The organism is Bacteroides sp. 90-K9/2 (assembly GCF_047310725.1).
GTDB lineage: Bacteria > Bacteroidota > Bacteroidia > Bacteroidales > Bacteroidaceae > Bacteroides > Bacteroides vicugnae.
The window spans coordinates 724,031-741,574 of sequence record NZ_JBCGVL010000001.1; the positions used below are offsets into that span (position 1 = coordinate 724,031).

Consider the following 17,544-nt stretch of genomic DNA (forward strand, 5'->3'; position numbering starts at 1 on the left):
CCTTATAAACATAGGTACAAGGCTCTTTTTTTCATTTAGTTTATCTAATTTTGCAGTCATGAAAACATCAACATTTGCCCCTTTTGCCAAACCGCTTTATGTAATGGTAAAGCCTGTAGGTGCCGTATGTAATCTAGCATGCGATTACTGCTATTATTTGGAAAAGGCCAACCTATACAAAGACAATCCGAAACACGTAATGAGCGATGAACTTCTGGAAAAGTTTATCGACGAGTACATTAACTCACAAACCATGCCACAGGTGCTTTTCACCTGGCACGGAGGAGAAACGCTGATGCGGCCGCTCTCCTTCTATAAAAAGGCAATGGAACTACAAAAGAAGTATGCCCGCGGACGAACGATCGACAACTGCATCCAAACCAACGGAACCATGCTCACCGACGAATGGTGTGAATTCTTCCGTGAAAACAATTGGCTGGTAGGAGTCTCTATCGATGGTCCCCAGGAGTTTCATGACGAGTATCGTAAAAACAAAATGGGAAAACCCTCTTTTGTGAAAGTGATGCAAGGCATCAATCTTTTGAAAAAACATGGGGTGGAATGGAATGCGATGGCAGTCATTAATGACTTCAATGCCGACTACCCACTAGACTTTTACCATTTCTTTAAAGAAATCGGTTGCCAGTATATCCAGTTCGCTCCTATCGTTGAACGTATTCTCTCACATGAAGACGGTCGTCACCTCGCTTCTCTTGCAGAAAATAAAGCCGGAACTCTTGCTGATTTTTCGATCACCCCGGAACAATGGGGTAACTTCCTTTGTACTCTTTTCGACGAATGGGTGAAAGAAGACGTAGGCAAATACTACGTACAAATATTCGATTCGACTTTGGCGAATTGGATGGGCGAACAACCCGGTATATGCACAATGGCAAAGACCTGTGGTCATGCCGGTGTGATGGAATTCAACGGAGATGTTTATTCTTGCGACCACTTTGTATTCCCCGAATATAAATTAGGTAACATTTACAGTAAAACTCTGGTGGAAATGATGCATAGCGAACGTCAGCACAATTTCGGGAACATGAAATATCAGTCTCTCCCCACTCAATGCAAGGAATGTGAGTTCCTGTTTGCCTGCAACGGAGAATGCCCGAAAAATCGTTTCAGCCAAACGGCCGAAGGCGAACCGGGGTTAAATTACTTATGCAAAGGGTATTATCAGTTCTTTAAGCATGTAGCTCCTTACATGGACTTTATGAAAAACGAACTAATGAATCAACGCCCGCCTGCTAATATCATGGAAGCACTGAAAAACGGAGATTTAAAAATTGAATACTAACCAATCATATATTGTAATTTTATCATTTAATAATGAACAGATTAAGACTTTATCTATTAGCGCTGACCGCGCTTTTTGTATGTTCCGTTAGAGCGGATGAGGGTATGTGGCTATTGCAACTGATGCAACAGCAACACTCCATAGACATGATGAAAAAACAGGGATTAAAACTGGAAGCACAAGACCTATATAATCCGAATGGCATTTCTCTTAAAGATGCTGTAGGTATATTCGGAGGAGGGTGTACCGGAGAAATTATCTCACCCGAAGGTTTGATTCTAACCAATCACCACTGTGGCTACGCTTCCATCCAACAACATAGTAGTGTTGAACACGATTATCTGACTGACGGTTTCTGGGCTACTTCCAGAGACAAAGAGCTCCCTACTCCGGGACTGAAATTTACATTTATCGAACGTATCGAAGATATTACGGATATTGTCAATGCTAAGATTGCGGCGAAAGAAATCACCGAATCCGAATCATTCAGCAATATATTCCTTCAAAAGCTGGCGCATGATCTTTATTTTAAAAGTGACCTGGCAGACAAAAAAGGAATTGTTCCGCAAGCTCTTCCGTTCTATGCCGGAAATAAATTCTATCTTTTCTACAAGAAAATATATCCGGATGTACGTATGGTAGCCGCTCCCCCCTCTTCTATCGGTAAGTTTGGCGGTGAAACAGACAACTGGATGTGGCCGCGTCATACCGGCGACTTTTCCATGTTCCGTATTTATGCAGATGCAAATGGTGAACCGGCAGAATACAGCGAGAGCAACGTCCCACTGAAAACCAAGAAACATTTGTCTATCTCTATCAAAGGATTGAAAGAAGGAGATTATGCAATGATTATGGGATTCCCCGGAAGTACGAGCCGCTACCTGACTGTATCAGAAGTAAAAGAACGTATGGAATCGGAGAACGATCCACGTATCCGTATTCGTGGTGCACGTTTGGCTGTCCTGAAGGAAGTAATGAATGCCAGTGACAAAATCCGTATTCAGTATGCTAACAAGTATGCAGGTTCCAGCAACTATTGGAAAAACTCCATCGGCATGAATAAGGCCATCATCGATAATGATGTATTGGGAACAAAAGCTGCACAAGAAGCCAAATTCGCAGAGTTTGCAAAAGCACAAAACAATGCTGAATATGCAGCAGTAGTGAAGAATATTGATGACCTGGTAGCTAAGACAACTCCTCTCAACTATCAGTACACCTGTTTGAGAGAGACTTTCTTCGGAGCTATCGAATTTGGCAATATTATGTTGGCTAAAACACGCGAAGCATTGCTTGAGAAAAACGATTCTGTAATCGAAGCACGCATGAAAGCCTTGGAAAGCACTTACGAAAGCATCCATAACAAAGATTACGATCATGAAGTAGACCGCAAGGTAGCGAAAGCCTTGTTCCCCTTATATGCTGAAATGATTCCGGCAAACCAACGTCCTTCTATTTATAAGGTTATTGAGCAAAAATATAAAGGCGATTATAACAAATTCGTTGATGATATGTATGACAACTCTATTTTTGCCAACCGGGCAAACTTCGAGAAGTTTACAAAGAAGCCTTCAGTGAAAGCGATTGACAATGATCTGGCACTGCAATACTGCCAGTCTAAATACGACTTGATGGATACACTGGCTTCCCAACTCAAGGATATGGATAAAGAATTGGCTTTGCTACACAAAACTTATATCCGTGGTCTGGGTGAAATGAAGTTGCCTGTACCTTCTTATCCGGATGCAAACTTTACCATTCGTCTGACCTATGGTAACGTGAAACCTTATGATCCGAAAGACGGCGTACACTACAATTACTATACGACCACTAAGGGAATTCTTGAAAAAGAAAATCCGGAAGACCGTGAATTCGTTGTACCTGCCAAACTGAAGGAACTGATTGAAAAGAAAGATTATGGCCGTTACGCTTTACCGAATGGTGATATGCCAGTCTGCTTCCTGTCGACCAACGACATCACCGGTGGTAACTCCGGTAGCCCGGTACTGAATGAAAACGGAGAACTGATCGGTTGTGCTTTTGATGGCAACTGGGAATCATTAAGCGGTGACATCAACTTCGACAACAACCTGCAACGTTGTATTAATTTAGATATCCGTTACGTCCTGTTCATTCTGGAAAAATTAGGAAACTGCGGACACCTGATCAACGAAATGACAATCGTAGAATAAATGAGAAAACAAATCCTATTTGTCCTATTTTCACTGGCAACTCTTAGCATCCACGCCGACGAAGGCATGTGGATGCTAACCGATCTGAAAGCACAGAACGCCGTTGCCATGCGCGAACTTGGTCTCGAAATTCCGATAGAGGAAGTATACAACGCAAATGGTCTTTCTCTAAAAGACGCTGTTGTACACTTCGGAGGAGGATGTACGGGAGAAGTTATCTCTTCCGAAGGACTGGTACTGACTAACCATCACTGTGGTTATGGAGCTATCCAACAACATAGTAATGTAGAACATGACTATCTGACAGATGGTTTCTGGGCTATGAACCGTGATGCGGAACTTCCTACTCCGGGATTAACCGTCACTTTTATCGACCGGATTCTCGATGTGACCGACTACGTCACCGAGCAACTGAAAAAAGATCCGGACCCGGATGGTGTTAATTATCTATCTCCAAGTTATCTTGGTAACGTAGCAGAACGTTTTGCCAAAGCGGAGAATATAGAAATAACTCCTGCAACAAAGTTGGAGCTCAAGGCTTTTTATGGAGGAAACAAATATTATCTGTTCATCAAAACAGTATACAGTGATATTCGTATGGTAGGGGCTCCTCCTTCTTCCATCGGTAAATTCGGAGCTGATACCGACAACTGGATGTGGCCTCGTCACACAGGCGACTTTTCTCTCTTCCGTATTTACGCGGACAAGAATGGAAAACCGGCAGAATATTCTAAAGACAACGTTCCTCTGCAAGTGAAAAAACATCTGAAGATCAGCCTCGCCGGAGTTCAGGAAGGAGATTTCACCTTTGTCATGGGATTCCCCGGACGTAACTGGCGGTATATGATTGCCGACGAAGTGGAAGAACGGATGCAAACGACCAATTTCATGCGCCAGCATGTACGCGGAGCCCGTCAGAAAGTACTTATGGAGCAAATGCTGAAAGATCCGGCAGTGCGTATTCATTATGCAAGCAAATATGCTTCTTCGGCCAATTATTGGAAAAATGCCATCGGCATGAATGAAGGACTGATACGCCTCAATGTACTGGATACCAAACGTGCACAGCAAGAAGAACTGTTAGCCCGCGGCCGTGAAAAGGGAGATGATTCGTATCAGAAAGCCTTTGATGAGATTCGCTCTATTGTATCTCACCGACGCGATGCGCTATATCATCAGCAGGCTATCAATGAAGCATTAGTCACTGCCCTTGATTTTATGCGTATTCCTTCCACGACAGAATTGGTTACCGCTCTGAAATCGAAAGATAAAGAGCAGATAAAAGAAGCAAAACTAAAACTGAAGAAAGAAGGAGATAAGTATTTTGCTTCTGTCCCCTTCCCGGACGTAGAACGGATGGTAGCCAAAGAAATGTTGAAGACTTATGCCAACTACATTCCGGCAGAACAACGAATCAACATCTTCGAAATCATCAATTCCCGTTTCAAGGGAAGTATTGACGCCTTCGTTGATGCCTGTTTCGAACATTCCATTTTCGGCAATCCTAAAAACTTTGAGAAGTTTATCAAGAAACCAAGTTTATATAAAATAGGATATGACTGGATGGTATTATTCAAATATTCTGTTACCGACGGAATCCTGAAAACAGCCATTGCCATGAAAGAAGCCAATCAGAACTATGACGCAGCTCATAAAGTATGGGTGAAAGGCATGATGGACATGAGACAGGAAAAAGGAATGCCGATTTATCCGGATGCGAACTCTACTTTACGGTTGACATACGGCCAGGTGCTTTCTTATGAACCGGCTGACGGTGTGGTTTATGACGCTCATACCACCCTCAAAGGTGTGATGGAAAAAGAAGATCAAGGAAACTGGGAATTCGTAGTGCCTCAAAAACTAAAAGAACTATATAACTCCCAGGATTATGGACGTTATGGCAAAAACGGTGAAATGCCTGTCTGCTTTATCGTAAACACCGACAATACAGGAGGAAACTCCGGCAGCCCGGTATTTAACAGCAAAGGGCAGTTGGTAGGAACTGCTTTCGACCGCAACTTTGAAGGCTTAACAGGCGACATTGCTTTCCGTCCTTCATCGCAACGAGCCGCTTGCGTCGATATCCGCTATACCTTGTTTATCATCGATAAATATGCGGGAGCCTCTCATATCATCAATGAACTTAGCATTGTTGAGTAAATTGAGAGTTGAGAATTAAAAATTGAGAAATAAAAGTTATGCCATCTGGCATCATATTTCTCAATTTTTAATTCTCAACTCTCAATTTATATAAATTCTTCCACCATATACATCTCGTCAATCATCTCATTCATTATATTCTGTAAATTCTGAACTGCTTCTTCAGGAGATTCCCCATAAGCATTACATTGCATATTTACAGTCAACCAGGCATAATAGCCACCATCTGATGCGCGTTCAAGCACATAATCCGTTCTGTTTAGCTTCATATTGGTAAATAATTAGTGAATGTTGGTATTGAAGTTATTTCTGAATGTGAAGCTGCCGGTTTCTCCAGTTCACGGATCATCCGACGTTCACAGCTGCGAACCCAATAAACGAAATGACGGTTCGGAGTATATTCTCCTGCAAAGCGAAGCAGCGGCTGCAAATCAAAGGAATCACTGATTATTCCTGCCCCCGCTTTCATTGCATCATAGGCATTGCAGTCTTGTTCAATATGTGCCGGAACCATTAATACAGGTTTTCCAAGATACATTGCTTCGCAAATGGACTCGAAGCCTGCCGTACTGGCATAAGCCTTGCAACCCGCCATCGCATTAAGAAACTTCACATCATCTATTTGATGGAAACTCAATGTTTCGTCAATCCGTGTCACCTCTTCGGCATCCGATCTATCCCAGAAAAAAGTTAAAGGAAGTCCCGGATGCTTTGCATGAAAGTTCTCTACGCTATCGGCAAACCCGGAATTAACCATATATCCATGAATATAATCACCCTCTTCCGGACGGATAGCTGTCACTTCCGGACGAATCAATGGAGGAACGGTCACTATTTGATTCATATCATCCTGTTCCATTTCCAGAAAAGACAAAGCCAGTTTCTTCGAAGATCTTAGAGCGGTCATCCGGGTAAAGAAACGCAGCATCCATAACTGGCACGAATTTTTATCCGGAAACTCGAAATCACGATGTAAAAACAAATACTGATGTCCAACACAAATATACGGAACGGAGGGACGGAAGAGTGCATAGGTAAGTCCGGTTAAAAGTTCGTAGAAGTTGATGACGACTTCCGCCCCTGTCTCCCTGATCCGCTGATTTATATAATACATGCTACGAAGATACTCCGGTAATCTTAATAAATTGTATGCAACGCTTTTCGTCAGGTTCGCCCGTTTATTGTCTGCTGCAGGCAGAAAGTTCGGACTAATGAATCGCTTCACCGGTGCATGAATACTCCGATTGAAAAATCCCGGCAAAGTACGTGTCGAACTTTTCCCGACCAAGACTTCCACTACTTCATGCCCATTGCGCAATAACATTTCTTCGAGGGTGATTGCTTGTGTAAAATGCCCTCTCCCCTCACCTTGAACAATAAATAAGAATTTCATAGTTCCATTATTTTTAGATACGCAAAGTTCCCTCTTTCACATTACAAGATGATGACTCCCTGATTACTATTTCATGAACAAAATCTGCTTTTTCTCGTTATATTAATAAAATAGAAAATCTATTTGCGGTCTTCAAAGACTGCTTTTTAACTCTAAGAAAGAAAAGATTATGGAAAAATTTGAAGATTTAATACAGTCACCAGTGCCCGTTTTAGTTGATTTCTTTGCAGAATGGTGTGGACCTTGCAAAGCAATGAAACCGGTTTTAGAAGAACTAAAACTTATTGTGGGAGATAAAGCACGTATTGCAAAGATAGACGTTGACCAGCATGAAGACCTGGCTACTAAATATCGCATACAAGCTGTACCGACCTTTATACTGTTTAAGAATGGAGAGGCTGTCTGGAGACATTCCGGTGTAATCCATAGTAGCGAACTACAAGGGGTTATCGAGAAGCATTATACATAAAAAGATAATAATAACGAATGAAGAAAGTATTAGTAATGGTAGCCCTCGTCATGATAAGCGTGATTGTATACGCATTCAACGACAGTAGGGAAACTAATCAAGGTGAAAAAGAGGTAACAGGTAACGGTGAAGTCGTCGTAATGGACAAAGAAATGTTTCTGAAAGACGTCTTCGATTATGAGAAATCAAAGGAGTGGAATTATAAAGGTAATAAACCCGCCATCATCGACCTATATGCAGATTGGTGCGGACCATGTCGCCAGACAGCTCCTATCATGAAAGAATTGGCAAAGGAATATGCCGGAAAAATTGTCATCTACAAAGTCAATGTAGATAAACAAAAAGAACTGGCAGCTTTATTTAATGCAACAAGTATTCCATTGTTTGTATTCATTCCCATGAAAGGAGATCCACAGCTTTTCCGTGGAGCTGCTGACAAGGCAACTTACAAAAAAGCGATTGATGAATTTCTCTTGAAGTAAAGAAGAAAATATAGTGACGCTATCCGGTCGGGATAGTAACGCTATACTAGGAAAAGAGTGACGGTATCCTTGCGGGATACCGTCACTCTTTTATATATCTTGCCAATCCTTATTTGAAGTATCCCACAGGATGATTCATCATTGGCATTTGGCTATCTTTCAATTTCAAAACCTTCTTCAATTGTTCATTGTCCATCGAGGCGCGTGGCACTGTTGCTATGTTAGCAGCGGAACAGAATATTGAAATATTTTGAGAAACGATGCCGGAATCCATAGCACCCATCAACTGGCTGCGTGCACTCTGCGCATCTCCAAACCTGGAAAGATCACTGATTAACACCAAAGACACCGGAGCTGTTTTCACAAATGCCTGTCCACCGGCTACTGCTCCACGATGATCTCCTTCAGCAACCAGAGTCAACTGGTGATTTTTAGCATCATACAGATAACTCCCTTCAGGTAACACTACATATACATCCACATCCTGCTTATTCAACGCTGACGGAGCTGTTCTCATTCCAGCCTCCTTACGGTTTATCCCATTAGCAGCCCATAACAAATCAGACAGATCCGACAAACTCAATGATTTAGAAGCATACTCGCGAGTTGAATGTCGTTCAGACAATGCCTTCATCACCACACCGGTACGGTTTAAATTAGGCTTCGGCAATTTAATCACTTTATCAGCAGCAAAAGCAGCAGCCGAAAGCATTAAACAAACTAACAATAGTTGTACTTTTCTCATAACTGTGGTATTTAAAAATTGATAGACAAATATAAATAAAAAAGGTCTGTATTCGTTGCAGAATACAGACCTTTTAAGAGTTTATTAGGCTTAATTATTTCTTATCACCGAAATAACGGTTGTACAATCCTTCAAAACCTTTACCGTGACGAGCTTCGTCTTTGCACATTTCATGTACAGTGTCATGGATAGCATCCAGATTCAAAGCTTTAGCACGAGTTGCGATACGTTTTTTATCTTCGCATGCACCTTGTTCAGCATCTTTGCGTTTCTGCAGGTTTGTTTTAGTATCCCACACGCAGTCGCCCAACAATTCTGCAAACTTAGCAGCATGTTCAGCTTCTTCCCAAGCGTAACGTTTGAAAGCTTCAGCTACTTCAGGATAACCTTCACGGTCTGCCTGACGGCTCATAGCCAAATACATACCAACTTCAGTACATTCTCCCATGAAGTGATTGTTCAGGTCCTTAATCATTTCTTCGTCACAACCTTTTGCCACACCAATAACGTGTTCGTCAGCAAAAGACAATGCGCCACCTTCTACCTCAACCACTTCTACGAATTTGCTAGCAGGAGCTTTACACAAAGGACATTTTTCAGGAGCTGCGTCACCTTCATGAACGTAACCGCATACAGTACATCTAAATTTTTTCATTTTCTTCTCAATTTTAAATTAATTAGTCAATACGTGTTTCTTTATCTTTACTTAAGCAATTCTTGCAAATACCTTTATAATAATAATGAACTTCTGATACCTGATGACCATCCATGTCTACATTCTCCACTTGTTTTATGGCTTCCGGGCATTTCAAATCATAAATGTGTCCACAACGCCTGCACAAAAAATGAGAGTGTACGGAAGTGTCAGCATCAAAGTTCGTATTCTTCTCATCAATCGTAAGCATCAAGGCCGCTCCTTGTTCAGAAAACAATTTCAGAGTATTGTAAACCGTAGTTTTTGAAAGTGTCGGCATCGAAGGAGATAGTGCAGTATATATATCATCAGCTGATGGATGAATCGGATTATCCATCAGATATTCCATGATAGCGATACGCTGCATGGAAGGCTTGATATTATGCTCTAATAATCGTTCGTATGGTTTCATTATATCTTCCTTCTTTTCAAAGTTGTATTCATTACAAGTATAAATTTAATGCAAAGATAAATACTTCTTTAGAATAAACAAATAATTTATGAAAAAAATTATCTAAATAAATCATCATAGCTACAAAAGCAGATATAAAAAAATCCGGATGATAAACTGAATGTAGTTTATCATCCGGATTTCTATAATACAATTCAATGATCAGTGAGATACAGCCCGAGTTCCAACTACAATATCAGCCGGCACTTCACCACAACGAGTGTAAACACGCACTTCTTCAGCATCATCTTCAGCAGTCCAAATCATTGATTTATCATCCAAGCCGGTAATAACATATATATGTTCCCATCCATCATTTGTGCTCAAGGTATAATCGTATGTTCCACTGATAATATCTTTTGAATCATCATTAATACCTAAATTGAAAGCACCACTAACACGTTCTGACACGGCACTGTTTAAATTAGTATACATCATGAATGCACGTTTTCCATCTTCAGCTTTACGATTAAACGTAATATAAGAATAACGCGGCTCATCTATTTTCTCACCGTTCCATTCGGTAAGACGCCATGTTCCTGCTATATTGGCATAATTCACTTCCATTGATTCCGGAGCTAATTCATCGTCATCCCCACAAGAGGATATGCAAAATAGAAGTGTAAAAAGCGTTATCATTCTGAAAAGAGTTTTCATATTCTTCTTTTTTATTAGTTCATTATATTATTCATTTCTGTAAGGAAACTTTCACACGAATAGTACGTTCCGAAGGTTTTGAATCAATTCCCTCTATAACAACAGGAAACGTAAAATCATCTTTCACAACAGAAGGCAGTAATCTACCATCTATTGTTATGACAATATCTGCCTCTTTACCCGGTTCAACAATTTCCGGTTCGGTACGAAACTTTGCGTACCGAGGAATTATCAGTGCTGAAAGGCGTAAAGAAGTCCGACTACTATTAACACAAACCAAACGTTCAACGCGAGTTGCGCTACGTGGCAGTCCATGGAATAGAATAGTCGTTTGCCTTAATCTCAATACATTTCCCATTGAATAGGGATAGTTCCTCCACTCATTAGAAGTAGGAGTTACTTCCCCGGACAATGTGATTTTTTCAGTAGGATATTTCTCTGAAAGATTGGTATAAATAAATGCTTTTTTATTCAGCTTCCCGACCTGTTCGAACGGATTAAAGGTCAATTCTATTATCCCTTTTTCTCCTGGTTTCACAGGATTTCGAGTAAATGAAGCCGTTGTACATCCACATGAAGTGGAAACTCTTGTTAATATAATCGTTTCTTTACTTGCATTGCAGAAATAAAAACGAGAAGTAACAGGCTTATCATCTTCTGACAAACGTCCAATATTAATTGTTGCTGCGTCAAAACATAAAGCTCTTTCCCCTTCCAATAAGGACGGGTTCATTATCGAATCTACTTCTGCTCGGGAGGCTAACCTCCCCTGTGCCATTGCTGACACAGAGGTTGCTAGTAACATCAAACTATATATCCACATTACTACTTTCATCATATCCACTTACTAATTTCTACATCCAACTACTATTTTTACGTACCGTGATATAGAATTCCTTCGTTTTTCCTCCTCCTGTTACAGTTGCTTTCGTCGAACCAGCTTTTAAGCCTGTTATAACAAAAGTTTTACCATCCGTAGTTTCCATAGTTGCCACTGTTTTATCAGCTACGTTACCAGTAAATGAAAGCCTCTCTCCATTTTCAAAGAAACGGGTATAATTTACTGTAGCAGTACCGTTTACCAACACGAAAGTATTAGGAACTTTCGTGTTCATATCCACTCCGGCACCGCCGGCAATAGCATTCAATAACTCGGCAGCACTAATTAACCCGGAACCCATTTTACCAACATATGCGCTCCGTTCCATCTGCATCTGCGACATAGAACCAGCAGCAGAGTAGTTCATCCAGAATGTTTTTGTTTCTCCTATAAAATAGTCCTCTATTTTTGCACTGACAGATTTATACACCAAGTCACGGAAATCTTCTGCACGGAAATGACGATGTTGTTGAGCTGCATATGAAAGTCCCAATGCAATAACACCTGAAACATGAGGACAAGCCATAGAGGTACCTTCCATATATCCGTATCCTTCTTTTTCTCCATCCGATTCATGTTTATCTCGGTCAACAGCCAATGGAGGTAAAGTCGAATATATCTTACCCAAATCACTTCTGTGATATTCACTATCTCCACCGGGAGCTGAAATATCAATGGCATCTCCGTAGTTTGTATATGCAGAAGGAGTACCATCAGCAGCGACGGCAGCTACAGAAACATAATCAGAATAAGCCCCTGGATATCCCGGCATTGCAGCGTACTCATTACCACCGGCAAAAACAGCAATACCACCATCAATGACTCCATTGGGAGAACCTGCATTGTGAATAAAATAATCTAACGCCTCTTTTTCAAGCGGACAAGTAGTTAACCATTGTTTATCATCAGTATATCCGGGAGAATAATTCAACGGATTGGCTAATCCTGAATTATATCCCCAACTACACTGCAACACTACTGCACCATTATCAGCAGCATATTTTATGGCTTTCGCTTCCTGATACAAAGTAGAGCCTGCATCTCCGGCAAACACTTGGCATGACATGATTTTCACTCCGCTATTAGGAGTCCCGTCACCGCCTGCGATACCACAAACACCGATACCGTTATTATTCACTGCAGCAATTGTTCCAGCTACATGCGTTCCGTGTCCGGTATCATTTACATCATCATAGGAAATAAATCCCATATCGTTCACAAAGTTATAGCCATATTTATCGCCATTATAACCATTATTATCGGCATCGGTCCGCGCACCAAATGTTTCCTCCGGATTTTCCCACATATTCGCCTGCAAGTCAGCATGATCCCACATTACACCTTCATCCAGTACAGCAACGATAATTGAAGGATCGCCAGTACATTTTTGCCATGCTTCTTTACAACCGACATCTACTCCCGGTACAGCTTGAGCTACAAGATCACTATTATCAGCCTTCACTCCGTCGAGAATCGTTCCATCATTGATATACCCCCATTGTAAATCCCAATAAGGATCAGTAAAATCTTCATCCGAAGCAACAGCACGTGTCTTTGCTCTCTTTCCAAGCGCATCAGCAGTCAGATATGTTGGTTTATCCGCTGGATCATAAGCTCTTTTGATACAATGGCTATATTCTATTTTAGCCACTTCATTCAACTTTGACAGGCTCTGAGCAACTTTCTCTATATCAACAGCCTTGTCAAAATGAATCACATACCAAAGATGCAATCCGGATTCACGGGTAAGCTCCTCTTTCCGGTTATCCACCGGAAAGATTCTTTCAAATTTATAAGTACCAATATTATCAAGTACATCATCTATCGAGGAAATACCAGAACGAGTTGCCACGCCGCCCATAGCCCGCGTAGCAAGTTGATCGAGCGTAGTAGTTACTTCCTGTTTAAATTTCACCATAATCTCACCTACATTGGCACCATCAGGAGAGTTAATAACCGGAGCTTCCGGTCCTTCAGGTATAACATCTCCTACAAGACCATTGTCCGTACACGCACCAAATGTTACTGCAAATGCAGTCATTAAAATTAAATATATCTTCTTCATACTTATTCTACTTTTTCAGGTCTACGCATAGGATACCACTGATAATATTTCTCCAAATTTGCAGGAATAGCATCCGAATCAAATCCGACAACCTTTCCCGTCTTATCTATTCTTCCATCTTCTTGAATATAAATGAAAGTAAAAGGATCCCATTTTGAATAATAAGGATGGTTGGTAATCCAATCAGGCACAGTTCCACTCAAGAAGTTCAGGTTAATTGCAAATACTTTAGTATGAGGTAATACTCTTGGAGTCTTTGCCAAAATCCCGTTCTCTCCTGTTACATCCTCAAAGCCTTTATCTCCTCCCCATGCTACTTTCAACGTATCGCCCAAGGCGGATTCTCTAACATCGTTCAAAGTATAGCAAGGAACATCTTTCATATCAGGTAATTGTCCATAAATCAAGTTACCAGTCAGACTGAGTCTCTCCAAATTATTCCATTTTAATAATTTCTTAAATGCAGCCGTATTTTTATCATAACTGCTATTCAGATTAATCACTAATCCTAAATGCTCCCTTGTATCTGTCTGCAAATTAGTAACAGCAGAATAACGTTGCATATTAGTAAAGCCCAAAGATTTTAACTTAGGGAAGTTTTCAGGAGTCAACACCTCCGGTATTTCCTCAAAATTATTACTGCCCAAATCTAACGTCTCCAACGATTTTAGATTTTTAAATTCATCCGGCAATTTAGATATACCGTAAGCTGCTACCGTCAAATTCTTCAAGTACTCCAGATTACATACTGAAGAACCTAGTTCCAAATCATATAATAACATGGTGTTCTCATTACCATAGAAAGTCAATGACTCTACATAAGTCAATTTGGCGACTTCTGACGGAAGACTTTCTTTAGTTGCCAACATTCGGAATTCTGCAGAACGTACACGACCAAGTAATTCAGGTTTTGCCTTCACTTCAGGATCTTTCTTTTCCCATAATTTGATACCAGTCCAATAGTCCAGTTTTTCACTTGTATCCCAAGATGTCATACTGCGTACCTTTTCACGAATTATAATCAATGCTATTGAATCTCCCTCGCGAGTATCTTTAATTTCAGGAGCAGCTTCCTGTTTAACCAATAATTCTGCAGTCTGTGTTTGCTCCTTATCTTCCTCATTCAGCGGTAAGAATTTAACTTTCATATTTCGCTTTTGGGGATCCGTGTTCATGTTCCAAGTAAAACGAACCTTAGTAGTACGGGGACGAGCACCGGCAGTCAAATTTTGTTCATAGATATCATTCTGAATCCACGTCTTAGCAGCAGCATTCAATGCAAATGTATTTCCTTCTTCAGCTTCTTCTTCATACTGAATCCTGAAGGGAACATTTGCTGTTACAGATAGATAAAAAACGCGTTTGTCCAATGCCTCCATATTCGGAATTTCGACTTCCTCTTTACTAATGCCAATCATTTTTCCGTAACCAGTCTGGTGTACCTCTAATTTCTGAGCAGCAGCACCTTCCGGCATAAATGTAATTGCAGCATGTCGCACTTTGTTACTTAGTGTTGTATCTACCACAATTGTACATTCAGCAGAACCGATCCCATTTGCCGGCATAACTTGTACCCAAGGTTGATCCACCTTAGCGATCCATTTTGTCCCTGCAGCGACATTTACTTTTTCAGTTCCTCCTTCAGCACCCAAAGTTATTTCTTCGGTGTCAATTGATAAACCAGAAACAGCATTATCGTCAGAGTCATCGCAAGCAGCGAATATGCACATACCGGCAACAATGCTGAAAGCTATCTTTAATAACGATTTCATATTCAAATTTCTTTTTATTATCATAAACTTATCATTCTAAATCCAAAGCATCACAGCCACGAATAGCCTGTGTACGATCATAAATCAATAATAAATAACCGGACTTGATATAATTACAAGCAGCTGATACATCAATCATTAGGTTCGGATTATCTTTGATTTCAACTATTCTAAACCCTGTCAGACTTTCTTCTACCTTTCGGAAATCGTTACCACCTAAATACACTGCTAGCAAACTCGGACATTGAGATATACCTGTCGGCCAGACAGAGACAGTACGGTTACCCTGCTCGTCACGTTGATTCCTAAATGCGTATACATTCAAGTGATCTACATTTAACGGACCTGTGGCGACTTTTTCAAAACTATTATTACTTAAATCAATACCATAAAGGTAAGGTACTTTTGTCGCATCAAAATCATCCGGTAACTTTTTCAATTTATTATAGCTTAAATCCAAACTCTGCAAATAATTAGTATACTTTCCATCTAAAGCCCCCTTGGGGAAGTCTGTAATACCATTACCAGCTAAGGCTAATGTGGATATCTGAGAATTTGTTTTGAACAAAATGCCTGGGAAAGTCTTTAACTTATTATAAGCTAATGACAAAGTCGATGCATTAATTCCCTTAAAGGCGTCATCTCCAGTCCCATTTTCCCCTGCAAATCCTGTAATTTCATTGTACGAGAAATCTACTGAAGACATGACATACACTGATTTAGCATTGAAAATATTAGGAAACGTCGTTATCTTATTATGAGCAAATGAGAAAGATTCAACATCCTCATATCCACAAAAATCATTCGGTACCTCCGTTATCTGATTATAGTCCATAGTCAACTGCACCAGATTCACATCCTTACCCAACGGATATACTTTGGTGATTTTGTTGTTATTGCAATCCAATTTCCCAAGTTTCTTCAGGTTTTTAAATTCCACCGGAATTTCTGTCAAATTGTTATTACCCAGATAAAGCATCTGAATGGTCTTAGATGCCGGACTCTTTTCATCAGCTAATTTTTTCAATCCCCCCAACAATACAGCTGACTCGAGTTGAGGATTATTAGCCAAATTCAACAACTCTAAATTTGGTAGATTACAAATTTCTGTCGGAAACTGTTTCATTGAAGGACAGTTATAAATTTCGACATCCGTCAAAGATTCAAGTTTAGACAAGTCAGTGCCTTCCTCAAACCCTTCAAATTTACCATTGGCAATAAAGAATTGACGTAAATTAGTTAATTTACTAATTGATGCTGATATTTTGCGAATACCATTCGTTAATCTTCCAGGAGAAACATCTTTCAGAGAAATTCCAGAACGAGTTTGAATCTGACTGCCAGATGACTGAACCGGATATCTCAGATTGGGTTTCTGCTCTGTATTGACTTTATCTATAACCTGTAATAAAGGTTCCGAGAAGCCCATTTTCTTCCAATCTCTTTTCAAGTCCTTTCTCAAGAATGTTTCATAATAATCAGCACGAACAACCTTTTTCTCTTCGACACTCATATAAGCCTTCAGATTTTTTTCCAAATATCCACCAACTTGATCCGAATGTGTACCAAATGTCAGAACCTGTAATTTTTCCAAATCACCGATTGCATCAGGAACATCTCCTTTAGGCCCGAATGAACCTAAATTCAGGGATACAACGCGACCTTCCGTATCTAATTCCACACCCGGTTGATCACCCCATAGATCCATATCCTTATCAAAATTCCAGTTACATCCAACAGTATGCGAAATACCGATATAGCTCCAGTGTTCTCCATCTAAAGCATCCCAGATAGCTTTTAAGGCTTTATAATCTTTCAACTTTGGTGAGTTAGTTCGCATATAAACAGGAACCTCAACCTCTGTTGTTTCATTATCCTTCACTACAAACTGGTTTTCCTTGATATTACCCACATTTACTTCAATAGACTTTTTATTTCTATCCAGTAAAGTATACTTTGAAATTTTATATGTTCCGGCCTTCAAATAAAGCAGAGAATCACTAACTGAAACAGAATAAATATATGTTTTTTTCTCACCATCTGCTGTAGTAATCTCTTTTCCTTTTTCTTGATAAGTAACAGGAATCTCTTTTAAAGGAGGTATTATTTTACCCGTCAAATACAGATCTTTTACCTCTATTGTCACATATTTGACATTTTCCAATAAATAAGCAGCATCACCAGCAGCACGGGTCGTAGTGGTAATATCCTTCACTAAAGTAAATTTTACACTACCACGTTCTACTACGGGAGACGGGTTAAGTTCCGATCAGAACATTGT

Annotated in this window: 15 protein-coding genes; 5 read left to right on the forward strand and 10 right to left on the reverse strand. The window is 40.2% G+C overall.

Annotation, left to right across the window (positions count from 1 at the left end):
• The first annotated feature begins 58 nt into the window (after positions 1 to 58).
• The 3 genes from AAHJ11_RS02845 to AAHJ11_RS02855 are packed head-to-tail and all read left to right on the forward strand — an operon-like array spanning position 59 to position 5,655.
• Positions 59 to 1,303: an anaerobic sulfatase-maturation protein gene (locus AAHJ11_RS02845; protein ID WP_074637393.1), complete on the forward strand. Its 1,245-nt coding sequence runs from the start codon at positions 59 to 61 to the stop codon at positions 1,301 to 1,303.
• A 32-nt stretch (positions 1,304 to 1,335) separates the two neighbouring features.
• Complete coding sequence (locus tag AAHJ11_RS02850) at positions 1,336 to 3,495, forward strand: S46 family peptidase (protein WP_217721526.1); 2,160 nt, start codon at positions 1,336 to 1,338, stop codon at positions 3,493 to 3,495.
• Positions 3,496 to 5,655, forward strand: coding sequence for a S46 family peptidase (locus AAHJ11_RS02855; protein WP_195649055.1), 2,160 nt, complete (start codon positions 3,496 to 3,498; stop codon positions 5,653 to 5,655).
• An 86-nt stretch (positions 5,656 to 5,741) separates the two neighbouring features.
• Here AAHJ11_RS02855 and AAHJ11_RS02860 read toward each other — a convergent pair whose 3' ends face one another.
• Together AAHJ11_RS02860 and AAHJ11_RS02865 are read right to left on the reverse strand one after the other, a co-directional pair.
• Positions 5,742 to 5,924, reverse strand: coding sequence for a type II toxin-antitoxin system HicB family antitoxin (locus AAHJ11_RS02860; RefSeq protein ID WP_004297339.1), 183 nt, complete (start codon positions 5,922 to 5,924; stop codon positions 5,742 to 5,744).
• Positions 5,921 to 7,048 carry a glycosyltransferase family protein gene (locus AAHJ11_RS02865; protein ID WP_217721525.1) on the reverse strand — a complete coding sequence of 376 codons (1,128 nt, stop codon included), beginning with the start codon at positions 7,046 to 7,048 and terminating at the stop codon, positions 5,921 to 5,923. Before AAHJ11_RS02865 ends, AAHJ11_RS02860 begins: the two co-directional genes overlap by 4 nt.
• A 169-nt stretch (positions 7,049 to 7,217) precedes the next feature.
• On the opposite strand from AAHJ11_RS02865, the gene trxA reads away from it, so the two are divergent.
• Positions 7,218 to 7,517: a thioredoxin gene (gene trxA, locus AAHJ11_RS02870; protein WP_004306008.1), complete on the forward strand. Its 300-nt coding sequence runs from the start codon at positions 7,218 to 7,220 to the stop codon at positions 7,515 to 7,517.
• 17 nt (positions 7,518 to 7,534) lie between these two features.
• On the forward strand, positions 7,535 to 7,999 hold the full coding sequence (locus tag AAHJ11_RS02875; RefSeq protein ID WP_234132002.1) for a thioredoxin domain-containing protein: 465 nt from the start codon (positions 7,535 to 7,537) through the stop codon (positions 7,997 to 7,999).
• Positions 8,000 to 8,108: 109 nt separating this feature from the next.
• Here AAHJ11_RS02875 and AAHJ11_RS02880 read toward each other — a convergent pair whose 3' ends face one another.
• The 8 genes from AAHJ11_RS02880 to AAHJ11_RS02915 all read right to left on the reverse strand — a co-directional run bounded on the left by AAHJ11_RS02880 (position 8,109) and on the right by AAHJ11_RS02915 (position 17,478).
• Positions 8,109 to 8,744, reverse strand: a complete 636-nt coding sequence (locus AAHJ11_RS02880; RefSeq protein ID WP_413579034.1) for a SagB/ThcOx family dehydrogenase — start codon at positions 8,742 to 8,744, stop codon at positions 8,109 to 8,111.
• 94 nt (positions 8,745 to 8,838) lie between these two features.
• Positions 8,839 to 9,399, reverse strand: a complete 561-nt coding sequence (locus AAHJ11_RS02885) for an NADH peroxidase (RefSeq protein ID WP_004297333.1) — start codon at positions 9,397 to 9,399, stop codon at positions 8,839 to 8,841.
• A gap of 22 nt (positions 9,400 to 9,421) precedes the next feature.
• Positions 9,422 to 9,850: a Fur family transcriptional regulator gene (locus AAHJ11_RS02890; protein WP_148366155.1), complete on the reverse strand. Its 429-nt coding sequence runs from the start codon at positions 9,848 to 9,850 to the stop codon at positions 9,422 to 9,424.
• Between the two features lie 201 nt (positions 9,851 to 10,051).
• A complete protein-coding gene (locus AAHJ11_RS02895; protein WP_413579036.1) occupies positions 10,052 to 10,546 on the reverse strand; it encodes a lipocalin family protein in 495 nt (164 codons plus the stop codon).
• Between the two features lie 31 nt (positions 10,547 to 10,577).
• Positions 10,578 to 11,384: a DUF1573 domain-containing protein gene (locus AAHJ11_RS02900; protein WP_320974267.1), complete on the reverse strand. Its 807-nt coding sequence runs from the start codon at positions 11,382 to 11,384 to the stop codon at positions 10,578 to 10,580.
• A 16-nt stretch (positions 11,385 to 11,400) separates the two neighbouring features.
• A complete protein-coding gene (locus tag AAHJ11_RS02905; RefSeq protein WP_413579038.1) occupies positions 11,401 to 13,491 on the reverse strand; it encodes a S8 family peptidase in 2,091 nt (696 codons plus the stop codon).
• 2 nt (positions 13,492 to 13,493) lie between these two features.
• On the reverse strand, positions 13,494 to 15,263 hold the full coding sequence (locus AAHJ11_RS02910; protein WP_413579039.1) for a BACON domain-containing protein: 1,770 nt from the start codon (positions 15,261 to 15,263) through the stop codon (positions 13,494 to 13,496).
• Between the two features lie 31 nt (positions 15,264 to 15,294).
• Entirely contained in the window at positions 15,295 to 17,478 is a 2,184-nt protein-coding gene (locus AAHJ11_RS02915; protein ID WP_413579040.1) for a leucine-rich repeat domain-containing protein, read from the reverse strand.
• Positions 17,479 to 17,544: the final 66 nt, after the last annotated feature.